General features: G+C 57.7%; 17 protein-coding genes. 9 read left to right on the top strand and 8 right to left on the bottom strand.

Going from position 1 to position 22,255, the window contains the following annotated elements:
• Positions 1–48: 48 nt before the first annotated feature.
• The 5 genes from GJQ55_RS10305 to GJQ55_RS10285 all read left to right on the top strand — a co-directional run bounded on the left by GJQ55_RS10305 (position 49) and on the right by GJQ55_RS10285 (position 5,847).
• Positions 49–1,929 carry a transporter substrate-binding domain-containing protein gene (locus GJQ55_RS10305; RefSeq protein WP_228344881.1) on the top strand — a complete coding sequence of 627 codons (1,881 nt, stop codon included), beginning with the start codon at positions 49–51 and terminating at the stop codon, positions 1,927–1,929.
• Between the two features lie 93 nt (positions 1,930–2,022).
• Entirely contained in the window at positions 2,023–2,775 is a 753-nt protein-coding gene (locus GJQ55_RS10300) for an SDR family NAD(P)-dependent oxidoreductase (RefSeq protein ID WP_228344880.1), read from the top strand.
• A 170-nt stretch (positions 2,776–2,945) separates the two neighbouring features.
• The gene (locus GJQ55_RS10295; RefSeq protein WP_228344879.1) at positions 2,946–4,388 is read left to right on the top strand and encodes a DEAD/DEAH box helicase; all 1,443 of its coding nucleotides are present in this window, start codon (positions 2,946–2,948) and stop codon (positions 4,386–4,388) included.
• 169 nt (positions 4,389–4,557) lie between these two features.
• A complete protein-coding gene (locus GJQ55_RS10290) occupies positions 4,558–5,031 on the top strand; it encodes a 6,7-dimethyl-8-ribityllumazine synthase (protein ID WP_228344878.1) in 474 nt (157 codons plus the stop codon).
• A 3-nt stretch (positions 5,032–5,034) separates the two neighbouring features.
• A complete protein-coding gene (locus GJQ55_RS10285) occupies positions 5,035–5,847 on the top strand; it encodes a TatD family hydrolase (RefSeq protein WP_228344877.1) in 813 nt (270 codons plus the stop codon).
• A gap of 752 nt (positions 5,848–6,599) precedes the next feature.
• Here GJQ55_RS10285 and GJQ55_RS10280 read toward each other — a convergent pair.
• The gene (locus GJQ55_RS10280; RefSeq protein WP_228344876.1) at positions 6,600–7,625 is read right to left on the bottom strand and encodes a succinylglutamate desuccinylase/aspartoacylase family protein; all 1,026 of its coding nucleotides are present in this window, start codon (positions 7,623–7,625) and stop codon (positions 6,600–6,602) included.
• Between the two features lie 17 nt (positions 7,626–7,642).
• Positions 7,643–8,545: a 30S ribosomal protein S6--L-glutamate ligase gene (gene rimK / locus GJQ55_RS10275; protein ID WP_228344875.1), complete on the bottom strand. Its 903-nt coding sequence runs from the start codon at positions 8,543–8,545 to the stop codon at positions 7,643–7,645.
• A 175-nt stretch (positions 8,546–8,720) separates the two neighbouring features.
• Here rimK and dnaE point away from each other — a divergent pair, with 175 nt between their 5' ends.
• From dnaE to GJQ55_RS10260, 3 genes are all read left to right on the top strand, one after another.
• Positions 8,721–12,218 (top strand): DNA polymerase III subunit alpha, encoded by a 3,498-nt coding sequence (gene dnaE / locus GJQ55_RS10270; protein WP_228344874.1) that lies wholly within the window; start codon positions 8,721–8,723, stop codon positions 12,216–12,218.
• 4 nt (positions 12,219–12,222) lie between these two features.
• Positions 12,223–13,548 (top strand): tRNA lysidine(34) synthetase TilS, encoded by a 1,326-nt coding sequence (gene tilS / locus GJQ55_RS10265; RefSeq protein ID WP_228344873.1) that lies wholly within the window; start codon positions 12,223–12,225, stop codon positions 13,546–13,548.
• An 88-nt stretch (positions 13,549–13,636) separates the two neighbouring features.
• Positions 13,637–14,131: a hypothetical protein gene (locus GJQ55_RS10260; protein WP_228344872.1), complete on the top strand. Its 495-nt coding sequence runs from the start codon at positions 13,637–13,639 to the stop codon at positions 14,129–14,131.
• Here the strand turns inward: GJQ55_RS10260 and nhaD are convergent, their stop codons facing one another.
• The 6 genes from nhaD to GJQ55_RS10230 all read right to left on the bottom strand — a co-directional run bounded on the left by nhaD (position 14,132) and on the right by GJQ55_RS10230 (position 21,011).
• Entirely contained in the window at positions 14,132–15,397 is a 1,266-nt protein-coding gene (gene nhaD / locus GJQ55_RS10255; RefSeq protein WP_228344871.1) for a sodium:proton antiporter NhaD, read from the bottom strand.
• A gap of 112 nt (positions 15,398–15,509) precedes the next feature.
• Complete coding sequence (locus GJQ55_RS10250) at positions 15,510–16,127, bottom strand: cyclic nucleotide-binding domain-containing protein (RefSeq protein WP_228344870.1); 618 nt, start codon at positions 16,125–16,127, stop codon at positions 15,510–15,512.
• A gap of 154 nt (positions 16,128–16,281) precedes the next feature.
• Entirely contained in the window at positions 16,282–17,877 is a 1,596-nt protein-coding gene (locus GJQ55_RS10245; protein ID WP_228344869.1) for an ABC-F family ATPase, read from the bottom strand.
• A 115-nt stretch (positions 17,878–17,992) separates the two neighbouring features.
• Positions 17,993–18,484 (bottom strand): DUF4442 domain-containing protein, encoded by a 492-nt coding sequence (locus tag GJQ55_RS10240; RefSeq protein WP_228344868.1) that lies wholly within the window; start codon positions 18,482–18,484, stop codon positions 17,993–17,995.
• Positions 18,485–19,355: 871 nt separating this feature from the next.
• Positions 19,356–20,300 (bottom strand): alpha/beta fold hydrolase, encoded by a 945-nt coding sequence (locus GJQ55_RS10235; RefSeq protein WP_228344867.1) that lies wholly within the window; start codon positions 20,298–20,300, stop codon positions 19,356–19,358.
• A gap of 30 nt (positions 20,301–20,330) precedes the next feature.
• Positions 20,331–21,011, bottom strand: coding sequence for a hypothetical protein (locus GJQ55_RS10230; protein ID WP_228344866.1), 681 nt, complete (start codon positions 21,009–21,011; stop codon positions 20,331–20,333).
• An 89-nt stretch (positions 21,012–21,100) separates the two neighbouring features.
• Between GJQ55_RS10230 and GJQ55_RS10225 the strand changes: the two genes are divergently transcribed.
• Entirely contained in the window at positions 21,101–22,237 is a 1,137-nt protein-coding gene (locus GJQ55_RS10225; RefSeq protein ID WP_228344865.1) for an enoyl-CoA hydratase/isomerase family protein, read from the top strand.
• Positions 22,238–22,255: the final 18 nt, after the last annotated feature.

Genomic DNA, 22,255 nt, shown 5'->3' with positions numbered 1-22,255 from the left:
GGCGCTGCTGTCTGGCAGTCTGAACAAAAGCGGTTAGGGAGTTGATCTATGCAGTGGGAAGGAGATCTGCAACGCCAGCGCTGGCGTTGGCGGCAACGCATGGTACTGGTGGTGGTTGCCGTCAGTCTTATCAGTTCGGTGCTGGCAATTGCCCTGCATTATTATTTCAGCCGCAGCATGGCCCTCAGTTCCGCTGAGGCCCGCTACGAACTGGCCGCGACCACCACCCGCGATTACCTCAGCGGTATTGATAACCGCGCCAGTCAGATTGTGCGTATTCTGGCCCGGCACCCCAATCTGATGGAGCAGCAATGGGTGCATCCGGATACCGCAGAACTGTTTGCTGAAGTCATGCGCAGTAACCCGGTCTTTTATGCCATTTATATCGGCTTTGGTAACGGCGATTTTTACGAGCTGGTGAACCTGAATACCAGCGATGATGTCCGCCTCCAGCTGCAGGCAATGCCCAGTGACCGTTGGGTGGAAATTGTCGTGCAGGGGGAAGGAGCCAAACGCGAACGCCGGTTTACCTACCTGAATGAACAGCTGCAGGCGAATTATTCCCGCAGCGAACGCAGTGATTACGACGCGACTCAGCGCTTATGGTTTACCAACGCCACCCGCAACAAAGTCTATAAAACCCGCCCGTATTTATTTCAGCATCTGCAGGCACCGGGGCAGAGTTTTTCCCTGCAGATTCCCGCCAGTCAGGCAGCCACTGAACGGCCGGCAGTGCTGACGGTGGATGTGGCCTTTTCGGCGCTGTCCGATCAATTACGCAGCCAGCCGCTGAGCCTCGATGGTGAATTATTTTTATTTCAGCGCAGCGGTGAATTACTGGCCAGTAATCATGCCACGGTACAGCAACGGGCGTTACCCAAACCACCACCGTTAGCCCTCAGCGAAGCGCAGCAAGCCTATATTAAAAGTCTGGGCAAAATCCGCGTTGCCAACGAGCCCGACTGGGCCCCTATTGATTTTGCCATTGCCGGCGAACCCAAAGGCTACAGTATTGATTTACTGCGCTTGCTGGCCGGTATGACCGGGCTGGAACTGGAATTTATTAATGGCTATCGCTGGCCGGAATTAGTTCAGCTGTTTAATAAAGGCGAGCTGGAAATACTGCAGCCGGTGATTGCGACGGATGAAAACCGGGCGCGGGGGATTTTTACCGACGCCTGGCTGACGCTGGATTACACGCTGGTTACCCGTAAAGACACTGCTGCCCCCGCCAATCTGGAGGATTTATACCCCAGAGTGCTGGTGATGCCGGAAGGCTGGTCGCTGAATGCGGTGCTGAAGCAACGCTACCCCAATCTGGCCGTGCGAATTGTTGATTCCACCCGGACGGCCCTGGAAATGGTGGCCAATGGTCAGGCGTTTGCCACCCTCGACAGCGAAACCATTTTAAGACGCACCGCGGGACAGTTTTTTCTGCGTGATCTGGTTTTTCACAGTGAAATAAACGGGCTGCAGGCATTACCGGCGACGGTACATTTTCAGTTGCGGCAAGATTTACAGCCACTGGCAGACATTCTGAACAGCGCCATCGCCGCTTTACCCGGCAATGTGTTGGCGCAACTGCAGGAACGCTGGCTGCATGACAGTGAAATACCCCGCGATATTGCCCTGTCGGTCGTACCCTATCCGGCGGTACTGGATATGGTTGCGCGGGGTAACGGCCGGGCCATGGTGCCGCAGGGTGAAAGTGGCGAACATTATTACTTTTTTGTGTCTTCCCTCAGCCGTATCAGCGACCGTGAAGAATATTTTGCCTTTGTGGTCACCGAACAACGGCTGTTTACCAGTGCCCTGCGGGACGTGCAGCGTTCGGCCTTTATTATCGGTTTATTCTGGTTGCTGCTGATGCCGGTTATTTTGTTTTTCCTGCTGCGGCCATTGCGAGCCGTGAATTCCGACCCGGCCTGAGCCGGGTCAATACCATTGTCATCATGCTGTGCCATGGTGAGAGCTCCTGAAAGCGTTCTGAACATTCAGGATCAAACTCACAAGGAGATTGTTATGAATTACGAAATGCAGGGTAAAAAAGCCATTGTTACCGGGGCGGCCTCCGGTATTGGTCTGGCCATTGCCGAAACCCTGGCCCGTTCCGGTGCCGATGTGGCGATCTGGGATATTAATCCGCAGCTGGATAACGCCGTGGCCCGCGTTGCTGCGCTGGGCGTGAAATGCATTGGTCTGAAGGTGGATGTCAGTGATGCCGCGGCCGTGGCGGCAGCAACCGCAGAAACCGTTAAGCAGCTGGGTGGTCTGGATCTGGCGGTGAATAACGCCGGCATCGGTGGCCCTTCCGCCAGCTCGGCCGATTATCCGCTGGATGGCTGGGATAAAGTGATCGCCATTAACCTGAACGGTGTCTATTACTGCCAGCGCGAACAGCTGCGGTATATGCGCGAACACGGCGGCGGCAGCATTGTGAATATGGCTTCCATTCTGGGGCAGGTTGCCTTTGCTGGTGCGCCGGCCTATGTGGCCGCCAAACACGGTGTGGTGGGGTTAACCAAATGTGCGGCGGTAGAACACGCGCAGGACAATATCCGCATCAACTCGGTGGGCCCTGCCTTTGTGCACACACCCATGGTCGACGGTGGTTTACCGGCGGAGGTGGTGGCAGCGCTGGAAAGCAAACACGCCGTCGGGCGTTTGGGACAACCGCAGGAAATTGCCGCTCTGGTGGCCTGGCTGCTCAGTGATGCCGCGTCCTTTGTTACCGGCGCCTACTACGCGGCCGATGGTGGTTATCTGGCGGTATAACCGCGCAACCGCGGCTGTGCTGGACTACCCGCCGGGGTTCCGGTACAGTCCGCCCCTTCTTAACGCCGGCACTGTCCGGTGGCAAAATCCCGGGCCTGCCCGGCGTGGTCTGGGTTGCTGACGCCGTACCGCTGTACCTCTTACGTCAGCTTCTCAGGAATACCTCTAGCATGACTCAGTTTACTGATCTCGGCCTGGCCGAACCTATTCTTAAAGCCGTGACCGAACAGGGTTACACCATTCCATCCCCCGTGCAGGCACAAGCCATTCCGGCCGTATTGGCCGGCCGCGATGTGATGGCCGCCGCCCAGACCGGTACCGGCAAAACCGCCGGCTTTACCTTACCGATGCTGCACCTGCTGCAGAATGGCAAATCCGCCGGTGCTAACCGCACCCGCGCCCTGGTATTAACCCCAACCCGCGAACTGGCCGCCCAGGTCGGCGAAAACGTCGCCGAATACGGCAAATACCTGCAGCTGCGCTCTACCGTGGTATTTGGTGGCGTCAGCATTAACCCGCAAATGATTGCCCTGCGTCGTGGTGTGGATGTGCTGGTGGCTTGCCCCGGTCGTCTGCTTGATCTGTACCAGCAAAACGCCATCCGCTTTGATGCGGTCGAGTTCCTGGTGCTGGACGAAGCCGACCGTATGCTCGACATGGGCTTTATTCACGACATTAAAAAAATTCTGGCGCTGCTGCCGAAACAGCGGCAGAACCTGCTGTTTTCCGCCACGTTCTCGCCCGAAATTCGCACCCTGGCCAAAGGCCTGGTGCACGATCCGCTGGAAATCGACGTCAGCCCGCGTAACAGCACCGCGCACAGTGTCGAGCAGTGGGTCATTCCGGCCGATAAAAAACGTAAGCCGCAACTGCTCAGCCAGCTGCTGAAAGACAACCAGTGGAAGCAGGTGCTGGTATTTACCCGTACCAAGCACGGTGCTAACCGCTTGGCGGAACACCTGCAGAAAAACGACATCACCGCCGCGGCCATTCATGGCAATAAAAGCCAGGGCGCCCGTACCCGCGCACTGGCCGAATTCAAAAGCGGTGATATTGCCGTGCTGGTGGCCACCGATATCGCCGCCCGTGGTCTGGATATTGAACAACTGCCTCATGTGGTGAACTTCGAACTGCCCAACGTGCCGGCCGACTATGTGCACCGCATTGGCCGTACCGGCCGCGCCGGCGCCACCGGTGAAGCCATTTCGCTGGTGTGCGCGGAAGAGCTGGAAGACCTGGAAGGCATTGAAGGCCTGATCGGTAAGAGCATTGAACGCCGCGTACTGGCCGGTTTTGAACCGCAGGTAGCGGTACCGGAATCGCGTCCGCGCGCACCGCGCAAACCGAAAAAAGCCAAAGATCCGAAAGGTTTTAAAGACACCTTTGACCGCGAACCCCGCGCGCCGGGTGCCGGCCGTGGCCAGCGTCGTCCGCAAGGTGACGGCCAGCGTCGTGCTGAAGGACAAGGTCAGAGCCAGAAACCCCGCAGCGCCGGTGCCGCGGCCAACGGAAACCGCAGTGCCGGTAACCGTGCCGATGGTAACCGCAGCGACAGCGCCCGCCCGCAGAACCGCTCCTCCGCACCGCGCCGTCCGCGTAACCCGCAGGCCTGATGCGTTCCGCCGGGGTTTGTGGACGACACAACCCCGGACATCGTTTACGGCAGCGGCACAGTCCGTTGCCGGCTTCACCTTTGACGCCATCCGTCAAACTGCCTATATTGCCGGCGCAGCCGGTAACCAGCCCGGTTGATCTTCAGCGAACCAACCGGAATCCGACACCATGACCAACAGCACTTTTGCTCCGCAACACCAACGCGTCGCCATTCTTCATGCCGCCTGGCATGCCGACATCGTGATGAAAGGCGTGGAAGGATTCCGTACCGAACTGCTCGCCCGTGGTTATGCCGCTGAAAATATTGATGCCATTGAAGTTCCGGGTGCTTACGAAATTCCCCTGCAGGCCAAATTACTGGCTAAAAGTGGCCGTTATCAGGCCATCGCCGCTACCGGACTGGTGGTGGACGGCGGTATTTACCGCCACGATTTTGTTGCCGCGGCCGTGTGTAATGGTCTGATGCAGGTGCAGCTGGAAACCGAAGTGCCGGTATTAACCGCCGTGCTGACCCCGCATCATTTCCACGAGCACGACGAACACAGCAATTATTTTATCCGTCATTTTGTGCTGAAAGGGCAGGAGTTGGCCAACGCGGCCGACCAGGCCATGCGCTTAGCCGCTGCCGCCCGTGCGCTGTAAGTTATGAGCAAGAAAAACCGCACCATTCCGGCCTACGGCCTGCCGATTATCGAGACCCACTTTCACCTCGATTATTTAAAAACCGCCGCCCCGGACGAGATTCTGGCCGCCGCCCGCGCCATTGGCGTAGAACGCTTTATGAGCATCAGCGTCGAGCCGGACAATATGCCCGGCGTACTGGCACTGGCGGAACGCTTTGCTGATGTGTTCGCCACCCTCGGCGTACACCCGCATGAAGCGGCGAAATTCAGCGACGATACCGCCGGCTACATTCAGACCCACGCCGCCCACGACAAAGTGGTGGCGGTAGGGGAAATCGGCCTGGATTATTTTTACGACCACTGCGACCGCACCGTGCAACGTCAGGTCTTTGCCCGCCAATTACAGCTGGCGGTCGAGTGTGATTTACCGGTGGTGATTCACACCCGCGAAGCCGACGACGACACCATGGCGATGCTGCGTGAATACGCGCCGCAGCTGCGCCGCAAAGGGGTGGTACACAGCTTCACTTCGGGTATGGAACTGGCACAGGTGGCGGTGGAACTGGGCTTTTGTTTAGGCATTAATGGCATTGTTACTTTCAATAAAGCCGACAACGTGCGCGAAGTAGTCGCGGCTACACCGCTGACGCATTTACTGCTGGAAACCGATGCACCGTTTTTAACCCCAGTGCCGTTCCGTGGCGTGGAAAATGCGCCGGTGTATTTGCCCTTTGTGGCTGAGAAAATCGCTGAAGTGAAAGGTATCCGCGTTGAGGACGTGCTCGAGCAAACGTACCGCAATGCCGTGCGGGAGTTTTTCAGCCCGCTGGGCTGATGTTATTGCCAGTCCGCTGCCAGCCCTGCCGGGCTGGTTTAGCCGTCACTGCGTGACGGCTTATGCGGCCTGCAGCCGCTGGACAGGCCGCCGTTGGCGACCTGATGCGGGGCTCCGCCCCTGCACCCCGATTGCGAGGAACTTATCCTCGCGCTCCAGCTTTGCGCTGTATAGCACGTATTTCCTCATTCACCGTCATTGCCGACGGCCACGGATCGTAAGGCACGTCGTGTGCCACGATCCTCGCCCGGAATCATCCGGGCGGACCTGTCAATGACGCTTCATTTCGGCGTGCTATAGGCGCGGTTCAAACCGCAGCGGCTTCGCCGGCAACGTTTTTTTGTGCGCTTCGCGCAAAACCAAAAAACCAAAAGAAAATATCCGGCCGTAGGCCGCAAAAATCTATTCAGATTGCTGCGGTTTTTCCCGGCCCATTCGGGCCAGCCCGCAGGTAAAAAATACGGTAGCCATGCCCGGATGACTCCGGGCAAGGATCGTGGCACAGGACGTGCCTTACGATCCGTTGGCTTAACCGGATTTTTTTAGCCAGGATCAGCTGGGACGCGGGCCAGAGAGGATTGTAAGGAGACACCTCTCCTTACATTGGGGTGCAGGGGCGGAGCCCCGCATCAGCTGCCGCGCAGCGGCAGCTCTAACAGCGGCTGGAAGCCGCAAAAAGCTGCCACGCAGTGGCAGCCAACCAGCCCGCCAGGGCTGGCAATAACCTCAGCCCGGCGGGCTGGCCAACAGCGTCAGTTAAGCGCCTCGTCAGGCAACAAATCCTGCAACTGCTCGATGCCCCCCACCACATCATCCGGCTGATGAAAGTACGCAATGTGAAACATTGCTTCACCCTCCTGCGCCAGCGGAATGTTCTGCTTGCCGATGATGATGCCTTCATAGCGGGAACGCACATCCGCCAGTACGGTGCCGAACGGGTCGCGGATGGTGGCCAGTAATTCCTGTTTTTTTACCCGGTCGCCCAGTTCTTTATGGTATTGCACAAAACCGCTGTCGGTGGCGCGTTCCCAGGCGCTGGTGCGTGCCACCACGGGTTCGATCAGGGCGGTTTTGCGGCTGCGGCTTTTCGGCAGCATGCCTAGGTGGCGCAGCACATTGATGGTGCCGCGCTCACCGGCGCGGATGCACAGTTCGTCAAAGCGCAGCGCTTCGCCGGCTTCGTACAGCAGGGTTTTTACGCCCCGTTCGGCGGCGCAGCCGCGTAATGAACCGTCGCGCACGTCGGAGTTCAGTAACACGGGAACGCCGAAAGCGCGCGCCATGGCGGCGGTTTCTTCATCGTCTAAATTGGCGCGGATCTGCGGCAGGTTAGAGCGGTGAATGGCGCCGGTATGAAAGTCGATGCCGTAATCGCATTTGCTGACGATTTCTTCCAGAAACATATTGGCCATGCGCGCCGCCAGCGAGCCTTTTTTACTGCCGGGGAAAGAGCGGTTTAAATCGCGGCGGTCGGGCAGGTAGCGGCTGTGGCTGATCACCCCGTACACATTCACCACCGGCACGGCGATAAGGGTACCGCGCAGGCTGTTCAGGGCTTTACTGGCGATCAGGCGCTGAATAATGGCGATGCCGTTCAGTTCATCGCCGTGCACGGCGGCGCTGATAAACAGGGTGGGGCCGGCGCGGCGGCCACGTTTTACATAGATGGGCATGGCCACCGAGGCATCGGTGTACAGGCGGCCAACCGGCAGCTCAATTTTTTGGGTTGTGCCGGGTTGGATGCTGACCCCGGCAATTTCAAGAACACTGCTTTGCATAGATTCCTTAATAGTATTTAACCATTGCCGCGGGTGCGGGTGCTGCTGCGGGTGGTTTTTTCCAGGAACTGATACACCATGGCGGCCACGTCTTTGCCGGTGGCACTTTCAATACCTTCGAGACCCGGTGAGGAATTCACTTCCATCACCAGCGGGCCGTTGTTGGAGCGCAGAATATCCACGCCGCACATATTCAGACCCATGGCCTTGGCGGCTTCCACCGCGGTGCGGCGTTCGGCGGCCGATAAACGCACAATTTCGGCGCTGCCACCCCGGTGCAGGTTCGAGCGGAATTCACCTTCGGCGGCCTGACGTTTCATCGCCGCCACCACCTTGCCGCCCACCACCAGACAGCGGATATCGGCACCGCCGGCTTCTTTAATGTATTCCTGAATCAGGATATTGGCGTTCAGGCCCATAAAGGCCTCGATGATGCTTTCGGCGGTTTTTTTGCTTTCTGCCAATACCACGCCAATGCCCTGGGTGCCTTCCAGCAGCTTGATCACCAGCGGCGCGCCGCCAACATTTTTGATCAGGTCGTCGACATTATCCGGACGATGAGCAAAACCCGTGCGCGGCAGGCCGATGCCTTTGCGGGATAACAGCTGCAGCGAGCGTAATTTGTCGCGCGAGCGGCTGATGGCCACCGACTCATTGATGGAGTAGGTGCCCATCATTTCAAACTGACGTACCACGGCGGTGCCGTAAAAGGTAACCGAGGCGCCGATGCGCGGAATCACGGCATCGTAATGCGGCAGCGCTTCGCCTTTATAGCGGACGGCGGGTTTGTTACTGGTGATGTCCATATAACAGTGCAGGGTGTCGATAATATCGACTTCGTGGCCCCGTTGTTCGCCGGCTTCTTTCAGGCGGCGGGTGGAATAGAGGTTGGAATTACGGGACAGAATAGCGATGCGCATGACGATTTCCGGTGAATCGGGGTGAATAAGCGCTAGTCTGCACCGGCCTTGGATAAAAGTCATCAGGGCGCTTCGGCTTCTGCGCACTGGCCGCTTCGGCGCGCCACAGCACAAGACCTGCGGCCCCTTAATGGCTACAATGCTGGCCTTATCTGATTGAGTTACCGGGTTGGTTATGGCACAGGGTTTTGTTCATCTGCGGGTTCATTCCGAGTTCTCGCTGTACGACAGTACCATCCGCATCAAGAAGCTGATTGGCACGGCGGCGGCACAGGAAATGCCGGCGGTGGCGCTGACCGATCAGGCCAATATGTTCGGCCTGGTGAAGTTTTATAAGGGCTGTCTGGATGCCGGCGTAAAACCCATTCTGGGTGCCGACCTGTGGCTGGAAAACCCGGATGATGTCACCCAGCCGTTCCGCGTTACTGCCCTGTGTCTGAATGCCGAGGGTTATCTGGGCCTGCGCGAACTGATTTCGCAGGCTTACGCCGAAAATCAGCATTACGATAAAGCGGTGGTAAAAAAAGACTGGCTGCTGGCGAAAAATACCGGCCTTATTTTGCTTTCCGGCTGCCGCGATGGCGATGTCGGCCAGCGCATTATCAAAGGCAAACCCGACGATGCCAGCCTGCTGGTGCAGGAATATCTGCAGCATTTTCCCGAGCGTTTTTATCTGGAAGTGCAGCGTACCGGCCGCCCCGGTGAAGAAACCATTATCCGCGCCAGCCTGGCCATGGCCGGTAAACTCGGTGTGCCGCTGGTGGCCACCAACGATGTGCGCTTTTTAACCGCCGACGATTACGAAGCCCATGAAACCCGGGTTGCCATTGGTCAGGGCTTTGCGCTGGAAGATAAACGCCGGCCGCGCGAATATTCCGATCAGCAATATTTCCGCAGCGCCGAAGAAATGGCGGCATTATTTCACGACATTCCCACCGCTATTGAAAACACCGTGGAAATTGCCCGCCGTTGTTCGGTGGAAGTGTTGCTGGGCAAATATTTCCTGCCCGACTTCCCGATTCCGCAAGGCATGACCGAAGCGGATTTTTTCCGCAGTATTTCGCAGGTGGGGCTGGAGCAGCGGCTGGATACGATTCTGGAAGGGCTGGATAAACAGTCGCCGGAATATGCCGAAAAACGTCAGCCCTACGATGAGCGTCTGACCTTCGAGCTGGATATTATTATTCAGATGGGGTTCCCCGGTTACTTCCTGATCGTGATGGACTTTATTCAATGGGCCAAAGACCACGATATTCCGGTTGGTCCGGGGCGGGGTTCCGGTGCCGGCTCGCTGGTCGCCTATGCGCTGAAAATTACCGATCTCGACCCGCTCGAATACGACCTGCTGTTCGAACGTTTCCTGAACCCGGAACGGGTATCTATGCCCGACTTCGATATCGACTTCTGCATGGAAAACCGTGAACAGGTGATTGCCTATGTGGCCGACACCTATGGCCGCGAAGCGGTATCGCAGATTGTGACGTTCGGCACCATGGCGGCCAAAGCGGTGGTGCGCGACGTGGCACGGGCGCAGGGTAAGTCGTTCGGTCTGGCGGATAAATTATCCAAACTGATTCCCGGCGATCCGGGCATGACCTTAGAAGTGGCGTTAAAAACCGAACCGCTGCTGAAAGAATTTCTCGACGAAGACGAAGAAGCCCAGGAAATCTGGGAAATGGCGCTCAAACTGGAAGGGGTGGCCCGCCAGACTGGTAAGCACGCCGGCGGCGTGGTGATTGCACCGACCAAACTCACCGATTTTTCGCCCACCGCCTGCGAACCCGACGGCACCGGTCTGGTAACGCAATTTGATAAAGGCGACGTGGAAGAAGCCGGTCTGGTGAAGTTCGACTTCCTCGGTCTGCGGACGTTAACCATCATCGATTGGGCGTTAAAAACCATCAATAAAAAGCAGCAGCAACTGGGGCTGCCGCTGGTGGATATTGACCGTATTCCGCTCGATGATGCGCCGTCCTATGCGCTGCTGAAAAAAGCCCAGACCACCGCAGTATTCCAGCTGGAATCGCGTGGTATGAAAGACCTTATCCGCCGTCTGCAGCCGGATAATATCGAAGACATGATCGCTCTGGTGGCACTGTTCCGCCCCGGCCCGCTGGAGTCGGGCATGGTGGATGACTTTATTAACCGGAAACACGGTCGTGCCAAAGTCGCTTACCCTCATCCGGATTTTGAACACGAAAATTTAAAAGAAATTCTCGAGCCGACCTACGGCGTTATCGTCTATCAGGAACAGGTGATGCAGATCGCCCAGGCGCTGTCGGGTTATACGCTCGGCGGTGCGGATATGCTGCGCCGGGCGATGGGTAAGAAAAAACCGGAAGAAATGGCCAAGCAGCGTGACACCTTCCGCGAAGGGGCGATTTCACAGGGCGTTGATCCTGACCTGGCGATGAAAATTTTCGACCTGGTGGAAAAATTCGCCGGTTACGGTTTTAACAAATCGCACTCGGCGGCGTATGCCGTGGTGTCGTACCAGACATTGTGGCTCAAGCAACATTATCCGGCCCCCTTTATGGCGGCAGTACTGACCTCTGATATGCAGAACACCGATAAAGTGGTGACCTTTATCGAAGAATGCCGCGAGATGGGGCTGGAGTTAATTTTGCCCGATGTAAACCAGAGCCAGTTTGGTTTTACCGTGAACGATGACAACGCCATTGTTTACGGTCTGGGCGCGGTTAAAGGCGTGGGCGAAGGCCCGATGGCCGCCATTATTGAGGCCCGTGAAGCCGGTGGGCCGTTCCAGGATTTATTCGATTTCTGCCAGCGCGTCGATGGTAAAAAACTGAATAAACGCGTTATGGAAGCACTGGTGCGCTGCGGTGCCTTTGACCGGCTAGCGGTCACCGCTCCGCGCGCGGTATTAATGGCCAGCCTTGAAGACGCCATTAAGAGCGCCGGTCAGACCGCCGCCAACGAAGCGGCCGGCATGATGGATTTATTCGGCGAAGTGCAGGAAGAAGAAGCGCAGCACGCCGACCCCTACGAACGCTTCCGCAACCTGCGTGACTGGTCGCTGAAAGAACGTCTGCAGGGCGAAAAAGACACCCTTGGTTTATTCGTCACCGGCCACCCCTTTGATGAATACGAAACCGAAGTGCGCAAACTGGTGCCGACTAAACTGTCGCACCTGCAGGAAGGCAAAGCCCCGCAGAAACTGGCCGGTCTGGTGGTGGATATGCGGCTGATGAAAAACAAACGTGGCGACAATATGTGCTTCGTTACCCTCGATGACCGCACCGGCCGGGTGGAGGTGGCGCTGTTTGCCGATATTTACGACAAAGTGCGCGACGTCGTGGCCAAAGACCGGGTGCTGGTAGTGGAAGCCATTATTGCCCACGATGATTATTCCGGCGGCCTCAAAGCCACCGGCCGCAACGTGATGGAAATCAGTCAGGCGCGGCTGAATTTTGCCAAAGCCATCCGTATCCGTGTCGACGGCGACCGCCACGAAGACAGTCTCTGCTCCGACCTGAAACGTCTGCTGCAACCGCTGGCAAACGGCTGCCCGGTGGTGCTGGATTTCCACAACAGCCTGGCCCGCTGCGATATTCAGCTGGGCGAGCGCTGGCGCGTGAACCCCAGCGACGAACAGCTGCAGGAACTGCGTTACGCCTACGGCGAGGACGCGGTGGAACTGGTGTTCAGCTGAGTCTATGAGCGCACCGTTTACGCCTGAGTGCTTGTTGCCGCTGCTGCAACCGCTGCTGAATCAGGGCGGGCGGTTGCTGGTGGGCTTCAGCGGCGGGCTGGATTCCACCGTACTGCTGCACAGTCTGGCCCGGTTGGCGGGCATAAAAGAACGTCTGCGGGCGCTGCACATTCATCACGGTTTATCCCTCAACGCTGACCACTGGGCGCAGCATTGCGCCAGCCAGTGCGCGCAGTTACAGATCCCGCTGCAGACGCTGCGCGTACAGGTAACACCAAGCGGCAATGGTATTGAGGAGGCTGCCCGCCAGGCCCGCTATGCGGCGTTCTGTGCCCACAGTCAGCCGGGTGATCTGCTGCTGCTGGCGCAGCATGCCGATGATCAGACCGAAACCTTTTTTATGCGCTTGCTGCGCGGCGCCGGTCTCGATGGCCTCGCTGGCATGCCGGCGCAGCGCCAATTACAGCCCGGTGTCACCTTATTCCGGCCTTTACTGGGTTATAGCCATGCGCAGCTGCAAGCCTGGGCGGTTGCAGAGAAGCTGGCATGGATTGAGGATGAATCCAACGCCGATAACCGCTACGACCGCAACTGGTGGCGCAATCATCTGCTGCCACAACTGTGGCAGCGCTTTCCCGGCCGGCAGGCGGCGCTAGCGCGCAGCCTGCAACAACTGCAGCAGGATCAGCAGGTGTTGCAGGCATTATTAGAACCGCACCTGCAGGCTTGTTTACAGCCCTGGCCCTGGCCGCAATGCGCCGCGCTGGCACTGGATGGCGAACAGCTGCTGCAACAGCCCGCGCTGTTACAACCCTATATTCTGCGCGGCTGGTTGCGCCGCTGCGGTGTAACAGCGCCGTCAGCGCAATGGCTGCAGCAGGTATTTACCGAGGTGCTAACAGCGCGCCCCGACCGCCAGCCGGTATTGGCGTTGGGCGAGTGGCGGCTGCATCGGCATCGGCACAGCCTGTACCTGCACCGGCCCGTTGCCTTGCCCGCATTGCAGACCCTGAACTGGCCGCCGGCCGTGGCGCTGCCCTGGGCGGGAGCGCCGGTTAGCGCCGTGGCTAATCCGCTTGGATTGCTGCCTGGCTGTTATCAGCTGGTACCGGCGGCCGCCAGCCCGGCGACGACATTGCGTGCCCATGATCGGCCGGAAAAATCGCTGGCAGTGTGGTTGCAACAGGCCGGCGTGCCGGTACCGTTGCGGCCGCACTGGCCGGTATGGGTGCAGGACGATCAGCTGGTGGCCATCAGCGGTATCGCCGTGGCTGAAACTTTTTGCGTCAGCGGTGGCCTAAGGCCGGATTGGTCTGCTTCATTGATTTGAAAAGGGCCGTATGCCTGTGGTAGCGTGCCGGCGGAAAATAGTGCTGCTGGCCAGCCAGCCCCAACCGAGAGAATGTGGTTCAGAACCTATGAAAGTCAGCTGGAGTATTACCCTCGCCGGAGCTGTTGTCGGCGGTCTGATGCTGGGTTCGTATCTGAGCCATCCGGACCGGGCGCCGGTACTGCGCGGCTACAAAATTCCGTTGCCTGAGCTGCTGCAACCATCCTCGTCAGAATCTGACCGCCAGCCTGGTGACAGTGTGGTGATCAGCGAGCCGGAGCCACCGGCCAATCTGTATCCTTTACCCGACAGTCCTGACAGCCCCGCCAGCATCCGCCGCTGGAATAAAGAACCAACGTCGGTGCCGGCACTGAACTTATCTCTGCCGGAACTGGAATGGGATGACCAGGGCTGGGCCGGAGATGCAGCGGCTTATCCGGATTTTTTCCGCCAGCAGCAAAGGGAAGAGCGCATGAACGTTTCCGGCCGTTTGCACTGGGATGAATCCGAAGAAGCCGAGGCTCTGCCGATTACCGACACCATTCTGGGCGCTGAAGTGGAATTGCAGTTACGGCTGCCCTGATCAGGCCGCCGTTTCCAGCAGTATTTTGGCCATTCCCAAAACCCCGGCATAGCCCACCAGGTAGGCCAGCAGCAGTGCCAGTAAATAGCGCAGGTAGCTGCCGAAAGTAAGCTCGTTGATTTTACTCATCGCAACAATACCGGCCGCCGAGCCGATGATCAGCAATGAACCACCCACCCCAACGGCGTAAGTCAGCCCCATCCACTCTGCCGTGTTCATCTGTACGTCGGCTTTTAACAGTGCGGCGGTTAACGGTACGTTATCGATAATGGCTGACAGCAGCCCCATCAGAAAATTAGCGACCCAGACCGGCACCACGGCATACAGATCAAGAAAACCATCCAGCGCATGAATTTCTTTCATCGCGCCCACAATCAGCAGGATGCCGAGGAAGAACATTAAGGTATCGAATTCGATCTGGCGGATGTAATCCATAATCGGGTCGTGCTCGGTGTCTTCACCATAGGCGCGGGCGAGCAGGAACATCACCGACAGACCGCTTAAGAAGGTTAATACCGGCGGAATATCAAACAGCACGTTGCCGGCCATGGTGGCCAGAATGGTAGTCATAAATACACAGGCAATCATCACATCGACCCGCTGCACATCATTGTGCTTGTGTTCAATGATGGCGGTTTCACGCAATGGCCGCGCCAGCATAAAGGCCAGCAGTAATACCGCCAGTAAGGCTGGTAACGATAACAGCAGCAGGTTGGTAATGCTGACTTTACCGGCCAGGAAAATCATCAGCGTAGTAACGTCGCCGGTAATCATGGCCACGCCGCCGGAGTTCACAGCAAACACCACTACGGTGGCAAAGCGCAGGGTTTTGGCGGCCGGTAAACGCAGCGATAAAATCAGCGCCACCGATACCAGGGTGGCGGTAATGTTGTCGGCCAGCGAGGAAAACACAAAGCTGAAAATACCGGTGAGGAATAATAATTTCCGTTCGGAAATCTGCGCCGGCAGTAGCCGGTAAATAATATTTTCGATCAGCCCTTTTTTGTTCAGGTAAGCCACAAAGGTCATGGCCGCGACCAGAAATAACCACAGGCTGGCGATCTCACTGATATTGTGTTCCAGCCCGGCTCTTACCTGCTCATGGATGGCCGGCTCTGGCGAGAACATAAAGAGTAAAATCCAGGAAAAAGCGCCGAAAAACAGTACCGACTGGGCTTTATTAATGTGGATAACTTCTTCGAAAATGACGGCCAGCAGACCAGCAATGGCCAGAGCGATCAGCAGATAGGGTAAAAATTCGGGCATAGGGTACCTCGGCGATTACGTCAGGAAGAGTAAAGCAGGCGCATTCTAGGCCTGCCGGGGTAACCGGCCAAGGGGTTTTTAAGCAACAGTCTGATGCGGCGTGGGTAAAGGCTCAGGCCTCATTCCAGGCGCACAGCAATTCGGCCGATTCATGGGCCTGATGGTGCAGAAAATGAAGTTCTTCCAGCGTCCCTTTTTCGCCATTAAACAGCGGCAGGGTGCGCAGGCGGGCAATCAGCGGATGCTCCGGGGTCTGCATTTTATTGCGCTCCAGATTCCAGCGGATGTTATTGGCCAGCATGCGGAAAAAACTGATTTTGGTTTTCAGGCTGAACAGCGTGAAATCATTCAGATCACTGAAGTGATGGAAATCAATACCGGCCAGCAGAGCGCTGCGGCCATGCACTTTAATGGAAGCCGAGCGTTTGAAGTTCAGAACCAGCGCCATTACTCCGAACATTTCACCAGGGTTAATTTCATTAATAACCGCACCGCTGTCATCATCCGCTAAAACGGCCAGCTGGCCTTTCAGCAAGAAATACAGCACGTTGGCCTCTTCGCCACGGTGCAGGATAATTTCATCCTGATCGGCCGTTACGAAGCGGGTAACGCTCATCAGCAGTTCAAACTGGCTGGGGTCGGTCTGAATCAATTCTTTGAAAAAGGTGACACCGTTGACAATGCGCTGCAGCGTATCAATCGGGTACTCTTCGCGGGTGATGCGATGCATGAAGGCTCCTGGAAAACAACGGCAACAACTCGTACTGCTACGAACAAAGCACTAAGACCGGTTGAAATATAGCATGCTGCGCCACTTATGAAAGGTGGCAAACCTGAGCCAGGTCACAGGTCTGCCGGAAAATAACCCTACCAAAGCAGGGGTTTTATTCCACCCCTTGTGAGCGCAGGTACTCGTCGTAAGTGCCGTGGAAGTCGACGATCTTGTTGTCGCGGATTTCCAGAATGCGAGTGGCCAGCGAGGATACGAACTCACGGTCGTGGGATACGAAGAGCAGGGTGCCTTCGTACATTTCCAGCGCCAGGTTCAGTGACTCGATGGACTCCATATCCATGTGGTTGGTCGGTTCGTCCATAATCAGCACGTTGTGGTTACCCATCATCAGCTTGCCGAACAGCAGGCGGCCTTTTTCACCACCCGAACACACCTTCACGTTCTTTTTAATGGCGTCGGCGTTAAACAACAACCGGCCCAGCGAAGCGCGTACCGCGGTTTCGTCCTGTGCTTCGGTTTTCCACTGTTCCATCCAGTCGAACAGGTTCATATCCTTATCAAATTCGTATTCGTGGTCCTGCGCGTAATAACCGACATCGGCGTTTTCCGCCCACTTAATGCTGCCGGCTGCTGGCGTAACGTGATTAACCAGGCACTTCAGGAAGGTGGTTTTACCCACACCATTAGCACCGATAACGGCGATCTTTTCGCCGGCTTCGATCATCAGGTCGACACCCTTAAACAGCGTTTCGCCACCGGCGTAGGTGTGCGACAGACCGGTAATTTCCAGCGCTGTGCGGTGCAGTTTCTTGTCCTGATTGAAACGGATAAAGGGGTTCTGACGACTGGATGGCTTGAACTCGTCAATCTTGATCTTCTCAATCTGCTTGGCGCGGCTGGTGGCCTGCTTGGACTTGGAGGCGTTGGCCGAGAAGCGTGATACGAACTGCTGCAGTTCGGCAATCTGGGCTTTCTTCTTGGCGTTATCCGCCTGCTGGCGTTCACGCGCCTGGGTGCTGGCGATCATAAAGTCGTCGTAGGTACCCGGATAAATCTTGATATCGCCGTAGTCGATATCGGCCATGTGGGTACAGACCGAGTTCAGGAAGTGACGATCGTGGGAGATGATGATCATCGTGCACTTCATGTTATTGATGATGTTTTCCAGCCAACGGATGGTGTTGATGTCCAGGTTGTTGGTCGGTTCGTCGAGCAGCAGGATGTCCGGATTGGAGAACAGCGCCTGCGCCAGCAGCACCCGCAGTTTCCAGCCAGGTGCGACTTCGCTCATCGGGCCGTTGTGCAGTTCACTGGCAATACCGGCACCCAGCAGCAGTTCGCCGGCACGGGATTCAGCGGTGTAGCCGTCCAGTTCAGCGAATTCGCCTTCCAGCTCGGCGGCGCGCATGTAATCGTCTTCGGTGGCTTCCGGATTGGCGTAAATGGCATCGCGCTCTTGCTTGATCGCCCACAGCTCTTTGTTGCCCATCATCACGGTGTCGAGCACGGTGAATTCTTCGTAGGCGAACTGGTCCTGGTTCAGCTTACCCAGGCGCTCGTTGGGCGACAGGCTCACGTTACCGGCGGTCGGCTCCAGGGAACCGTCCAGAATCTTCATGAAGGTGGATTTGCCGCAGCCGTTGGCACCGATCAGGCCGTAACGGTTGCCATCACCGAATTTAACGGAAATATTTTCAAACAGCGGCTTGGCACCAAATTGCATGGTGATATTAGCGGTAGAGAGCACGAGGTAATCCTGATAATCGGGGGGTTTTACGAAAGCGCGGGATTATACGCATTTCTGCATAAAAAACGAACGATGGCGCCCCGAAACAGGGCGCGCGCGGAATAATAAGGCCGGATCAGGCTTTTTTCGGTGTCCAGGCCCAGATCATTGTGGCTTTTACCGTTTCGGTACCGGTGCCGTCGGTGATGACCACCGGCACTTCGATGTCGCCTTTGTCGGTGTTCTTCACATAAGCCAGCTGCTCATCGCTGAAGGTCGCGGTGGCGGTCATATCGCCGCTGGCGCGCTTCAGGTACTCCAGCGTCATGCTGCGGATCACAATAATGCGGTTATCCGGTACGCTCATGCCGGTCATAAAACCGGTGGCCGATTCCGCCAGCAGCCCCATCGCGGCGGCGTGCACGCTGCCGATGTGGTTCTGCACCTTCTTCTTATTGCGCATCACAATCACGCACTTTTGCGGCGTCAGTTCCATTACCCGCGTCCCGGCGGTGCCGGCGAACGGAATCACCCGGCCCATCACCAGAGACAGCGCCAGTGGCCGCAGGCCCTGCGGCAGGGAATTAATCTTGCCGACCAGGCGGCTTAAACGATTATTTGTGCTCATTTGGAAATAGTCCTGTGCTTAATTTTGGCTAGTTTAGGGGAGAGGGTGCAGGCTTACCAGCCTGCTGTTATGCCAGCCTTGCCGGGCTGACCTGGCATTATGTACGCCAGCCCGCTGGGCTGGTTGGCTGCCACTGCGTGGCAGCTGATGCGGGGCTCCGCCCCTGCGCCCCGGATGTGGGGATCTTATCCCCACGCCCCTGCTTTTGCGCTGTATAGCACGTATTTCCTCATTCACCGTCATTGCCTGCGGCCACGGATCGTAAGGCGCATCGTGCGCCACGATCCTCGCCCGGTCCATCCGGGCGGGCCTGCCAATGCCGCTTCATTTCGGCGTGCTATAGGCGCGGATAAAACCGCAGCGGCTACGCCGGCACCGTTTTTGGTGCGCTTCGCGCAACCCAAAACCCAAAACCCAAAACCCAAAACCCAAAACCCAAAACCCAAAACCCAAAACCCAAAACCCAAAACCCAAAACCCAAAACCCAAAAATTCTTCCGGCCGCAGGCCGCCAAAAGCGATTCAGGTTGCTGAGGTTTTTCCCGGCCCATTCGTTCCAGCCCGATGGTTACCAAAGCCAATAGCATCGTTTGGATGATTCCAAACGAGCGGGTAGGGGCATGGACAATTTTGTTGGAACAAAATTGAACAGCCGAAGGCTGGCCCGCAGGGCGAAAGGCAGGATGCCTGAAGTCTCCCCCTTGGCCGCGTATGCTTAATTGGCTTTTGTAAACGAGGATCAGCTGGAACGCGGGCCAGAGGGGTTCGCAAGGGGATACCTCCCCTTGCATAGTCCGCGGGCGGAGCCCGCAAAAGGCCAGCAGCGGTAGCGGCGGCCGTACCAGCCCGGCAGGGCTGGCGTACAGTGCTGGTTACAGCTGCGCCTTAATAAAACGCTGATACCGCCCCGCGCTTTCCTGCGGATTCTCAAACATCGGCAAATGCCCGATGCCCTGGTAAATCTCGGTCTCTGCCTGCGGCAGCCGCTGCTTGAAGGCGGCCGCGGCGGATACATCCAGCACGCGGTCTTCCGCGCCCCAGATAATCAGCACCGGCATGGTGACGTTGGCGGTGAGTTGCTGATCAAAGTCAGCCGCGGCCAGTTGTTCGCGGGTGGCCAGCATGCCGGCAAAGATGGCTTCGTTGATGGCGCGGCGTTCGATGGTCTGGCGCACCAGCGCCGGGCGCAGTGGCCAGGGCAGCAGCGGCGGGCGGCTCATAATAAAGTCCCAGCGGTAATCAAAGCTGTCTTTGTCGGTGGCAATCAGCGGGTTGCGGCCCTGTTCCAGTGCCCGCATGTATTCGCTGGGGTTGGGGGCATCGACGCCGGCGGCGTTCATCAGCGTCAGGCTGGCGATCTGCTGCGGGTATTGGCTGGCGTAAATGGCACTGATCGCGCCGCCCATGGAGCTGCCGAGAATATGGAATTGCTGCAGGCCTAAATGCTCAGCCAGGGCGTGCAGGCGCTGGGCCTGGCGGGTAAGGGTATAGTCACCGCTGGCGGGCGCCGGGGTATCGCCGTGGCCGGCCAGATCCGGGGCAATAATGCGGTAATCGGCCGGCAGTTCGGCGGCAAAGCGCAGCCAGGTGTCTTTGTTGGCGGAAAAACCGTGCACCAGCATCACCACCGGGCCGTCGCCCGGACGCTCCAGATAGCTCATGGGCACATCGTCAGCCTGAGCAACGGCAGGGATCAGGCCCGCCTGCTGACGGCCGGTATCCGTTACTTTTTGCAGCAGGGTATCCTGCTGACTGGCGGTACAACCGCCCAGGGTGAACAGCAGGGTGGCGATGGCGGCTAATCGGTGTAGCAACATGGTCGTTCCTTGGGTGAGGTAATAAGCGGTTCAGTCGTGCCCGGCTGGCAGCCCGGCCTGACGTTGCAGCAGCCGGATCAGGCTCTGGGCGTGGTCGAGGGCGGCTTCCAGTTGTTCCGGTTCCAGCAGATGTCCGGGCCGGCACAGCAGCAGGATGCCAGCCGACCACTCAATGTGAAGGTGAGGATGCGCCAATAACCAGTCGCACAGCTCCGGCTGCAGAATATTCCACAGCTGCGCCGGTTCGCTGCTGAGCAGTTGCCACTGATGCAGGCGCGGCGGGCGCTGGTCTTTACGCAGCGGTTGCAGCGGGTGCTGCAGGGTTTCACTGAAACCGTCTTCGTCCAGCCAGGCGTGGCGGCCGATGCAGAACCGTTCGCAGTCGGGCAGCTGGCAGGGTAGCAGCAGCAGGGTCTGGGTACTGACGCCGTGGGCGGTAATCAGGCTGTAATCAAACAGGTTAAGGTAGCGGCCGTTGGTCAGGCTGCCTTCCAGCAGGTGGCGGAAGTGGCGGAACTGGCCGCAGTCGAGCAGCATAAAATGCGCTTCGCGCAGGCGCTCGCTGAGGCTGGCATAAGGGCGGTAGTGCAGCCCCAGCCGGGTTGCTTCAGCACTCAGCCGGCCGCCTCTGCGACCACGGTCGACTAGCGCCAGCCACAGCAGCACTCCGATAATTACAGCCACTACCAGTACGCTGAGTACAGATGTCATGGATACGTCCGCGGACAAACAGATGCCGGAAAGTGTACCATCCAGCCTGTTTCCTGCCAGTTAACCGGTTGTTGCAGAAGGAGTTTTCAGTGAAAGCAGACAGCCCGGTGGTTGCCACCACGCTCGCCGCCCGCAGTGGTCATAAGATCGGGGTATTAACCCTGAATGTTCCCGCCGCCATGAATGCGGTGGATCTGACCATGGTCAACCTGATCGACAAACAGCTGGCGCGCTGGGAAAAAAACGACAAGGTGGTGGCGGTATTAATGCGCGGTGCCGGCGATAAAGCCTTTTGTGCCGGTGGCGATATCCGCCAGTTGTATCAGAGTATGACGGCGGAGGGTGACGAGCAGTACCGCTATGCCGATGATTTTTTCCGCGGCGAATACGGCAAAAATTACCGCGTGCATCTGTTCAGTAAGCCCTTAATCGCCTGGGGCAATGGCTTTGTGATGGGGGGCGGGCTGGGGCTGTTTATCGGCGCCAATCACCGCGTCGGTACTGAAACCCTGAAGTTGGCGTGGCCGGAAATCCGTATCGGCTTGTTTCCCGATGTCGGTGGCAGCTGGTACCTGTCGCGGTTGCCGTACCCGGTCGGACACTGGATGGGGTTATCCGGCAGTCTGATGAATGCGCTCGATTGTCGTGAACTGAAGCTGATTCAGTATGCGCTGCGCCATGAGCAGCAGCAGGATGTTCTGAAGGCCCTGCGGCAGCTGCCCTGGGGCGGCAATGTGGCGGAAAATCATCATCAGGTGCGTTCGTTGTTGCATGGCATGGAGGCGGGGGCAGATGAATTGCCGGCCAGTCAGTTAGCCCTGGCCCGGGACGATTTAAAGGAATTGTTTGCGGCGCCCGATCTGCCCGCCATCGACCGCGCGTTACATGCCTGGCAGGGGGATAATCCCTGGGTGAAACAGGGCATTGAAAATTATTTGCGCGGCTGTCCAGGTACGGCCTGGGTGGTGATGGAGCAGCTGGCGCGTGGCGCTCAGATGAGCCTGCGCGAGGTGGCGCAATGGGAGCTGGTGCTGGCCTATCAGGCGGTACGGCATCCGGATTTTGCCGAAGGCATCCGCGCCATGGTGATCGATAAGGATTATCAACCGCGCTGGCAGCATGCGGCGGTGACTGAGGTTCCGCGCCGCTGGACGGAAGAGCTACTGCAATCGCCCTGGTCGGCGGACAATCATCCGTTACGGGAACTGCCGGGCTGGCAGCGCTGAGGCGCTGCCTCTTATTTG

The sequence above is a fragment of the Venatoribacter cucullus genome (assembly GCF_016132445.1).
Lineage (GTDB): Bacteria > Pseudomonadota > Gammaproteobacteria > Pseudomonadales > Oceanobacteraceae > Venatoribacter > Venatoribacter cucullus.
Note: the sequence above shows the minus strand (reverse complement) of the source record. Positions and strands in the feature narration are given on the sequence as shown.

Excerpts from the sequence above, each read along its gene's own strand:
- GJQ55_RS10300 (WP_228344880.1), top strand. The coding sequence starts at position 2,023 with ATGAATTACGAAATGCAGGGTAAAAAAGCCATTGTTACCGGGGCGGCC.
- GJQ55_RS10240 (WP_228344868.1), bottom strand. The coding sequence starts at position 18,484 with ATGAGCACAAATAATCGTTTAAGCCGCCTGGTCGGCAAGATTAATTCC.
- dnaE (WP_228344874.1), top strand. The coding sequence starts at position 8,721 with ATGGCACAGGGTTTTGTTCATCTGCGGGTTCATTCCGAGTTCTCGCTG.
- GJQ55_RS10250 (WP_228344870.1), bottom strand. The coding sequence starts at position 16,127 with ATGCATCGCATCACCCGCGAAGAGTACCCGATTGATACGCTGCAGCGC.
- rimK (WP_228344875.1), bottom strand. The coding sequence starts at position 8,545 with ATGCGCATCGCTATTCTGTCCCGTAATTCCAACCTCTATTCCACCCGC.
- GJQ55_RS10285 (WP_228344877.1), top strand. The coding sequence starts at position 5,035 with ATGAGCAAGAAAAACCGCACCATTCCGGCCTACGGCCTGCCGATTATC.
- GJQ55_RS10230 (WP_228344866.1), bottom strand. The coding sequence starts at position 21,011 with ATGACATCTGTACTCAGCGTACTGGTAGTGGCTGTAATTATCGGAGTG.
- GJQ55_RS10305 (WP_228344881.1), top strand. The coding sequence starts at position 49 with ATGCAGTGGGAAGGAGATCTGCAACGCCAGCGCTGGCGTTGGCGGCAA.
- nhaD (WP_228344871.1), bottom strand. The coding sequence starts at position 15,397 with ATGCCCGAATTTTTACCCTATCTGCTGATCGCTCTGGCCATTGCTGGT.
- GJQ55_RS10290 (WP_228344878.1), top strand. The coding sequence starts at position 4,558 with ATGACCAACAGCACTTTTGCTCCGCAACACCAACGCGTCGCCATTCTT.
- GJQ55_RS10235 (WP_228344867.1), bottom strand. The coding sequence starts at position 20,300 with ATGTTGCTACACCGATTAGCCGCCATCGCCACCCTGCTGTTCACCCTG.
- GJQ55_RS10260 (WP_228344872.1), top strand. The coding sequence starts at position 13,637 with ATGAAAGTCAGCTGGAGTATTACCCTCGCCGGAGCTGTTGTCGGCGGT.
- tilS (WP_228344873.1), top strand. The coding sequence starts at position 12,223 with ATGAGCGCACCGTTTACGCCTGAGTGCTTGTTGCCGCTGCTGCAACCG.
- GJQ55_RS10295 (WP_228344879.1), top strand. The coding sequence starts at position 2,946 with ATGACTCAGTTTACTGATCTCGGCCTGGCCGAACCTATTCTTAAAGCC.
- GJQ55_RS10280 (WP_228344876.1), bottom strand. The coding sequence starts at position 7,625 with ATGCAAAGCAGTGTTCTTGAAATTGCCGGGGTCAGCATCCAACCCGGC.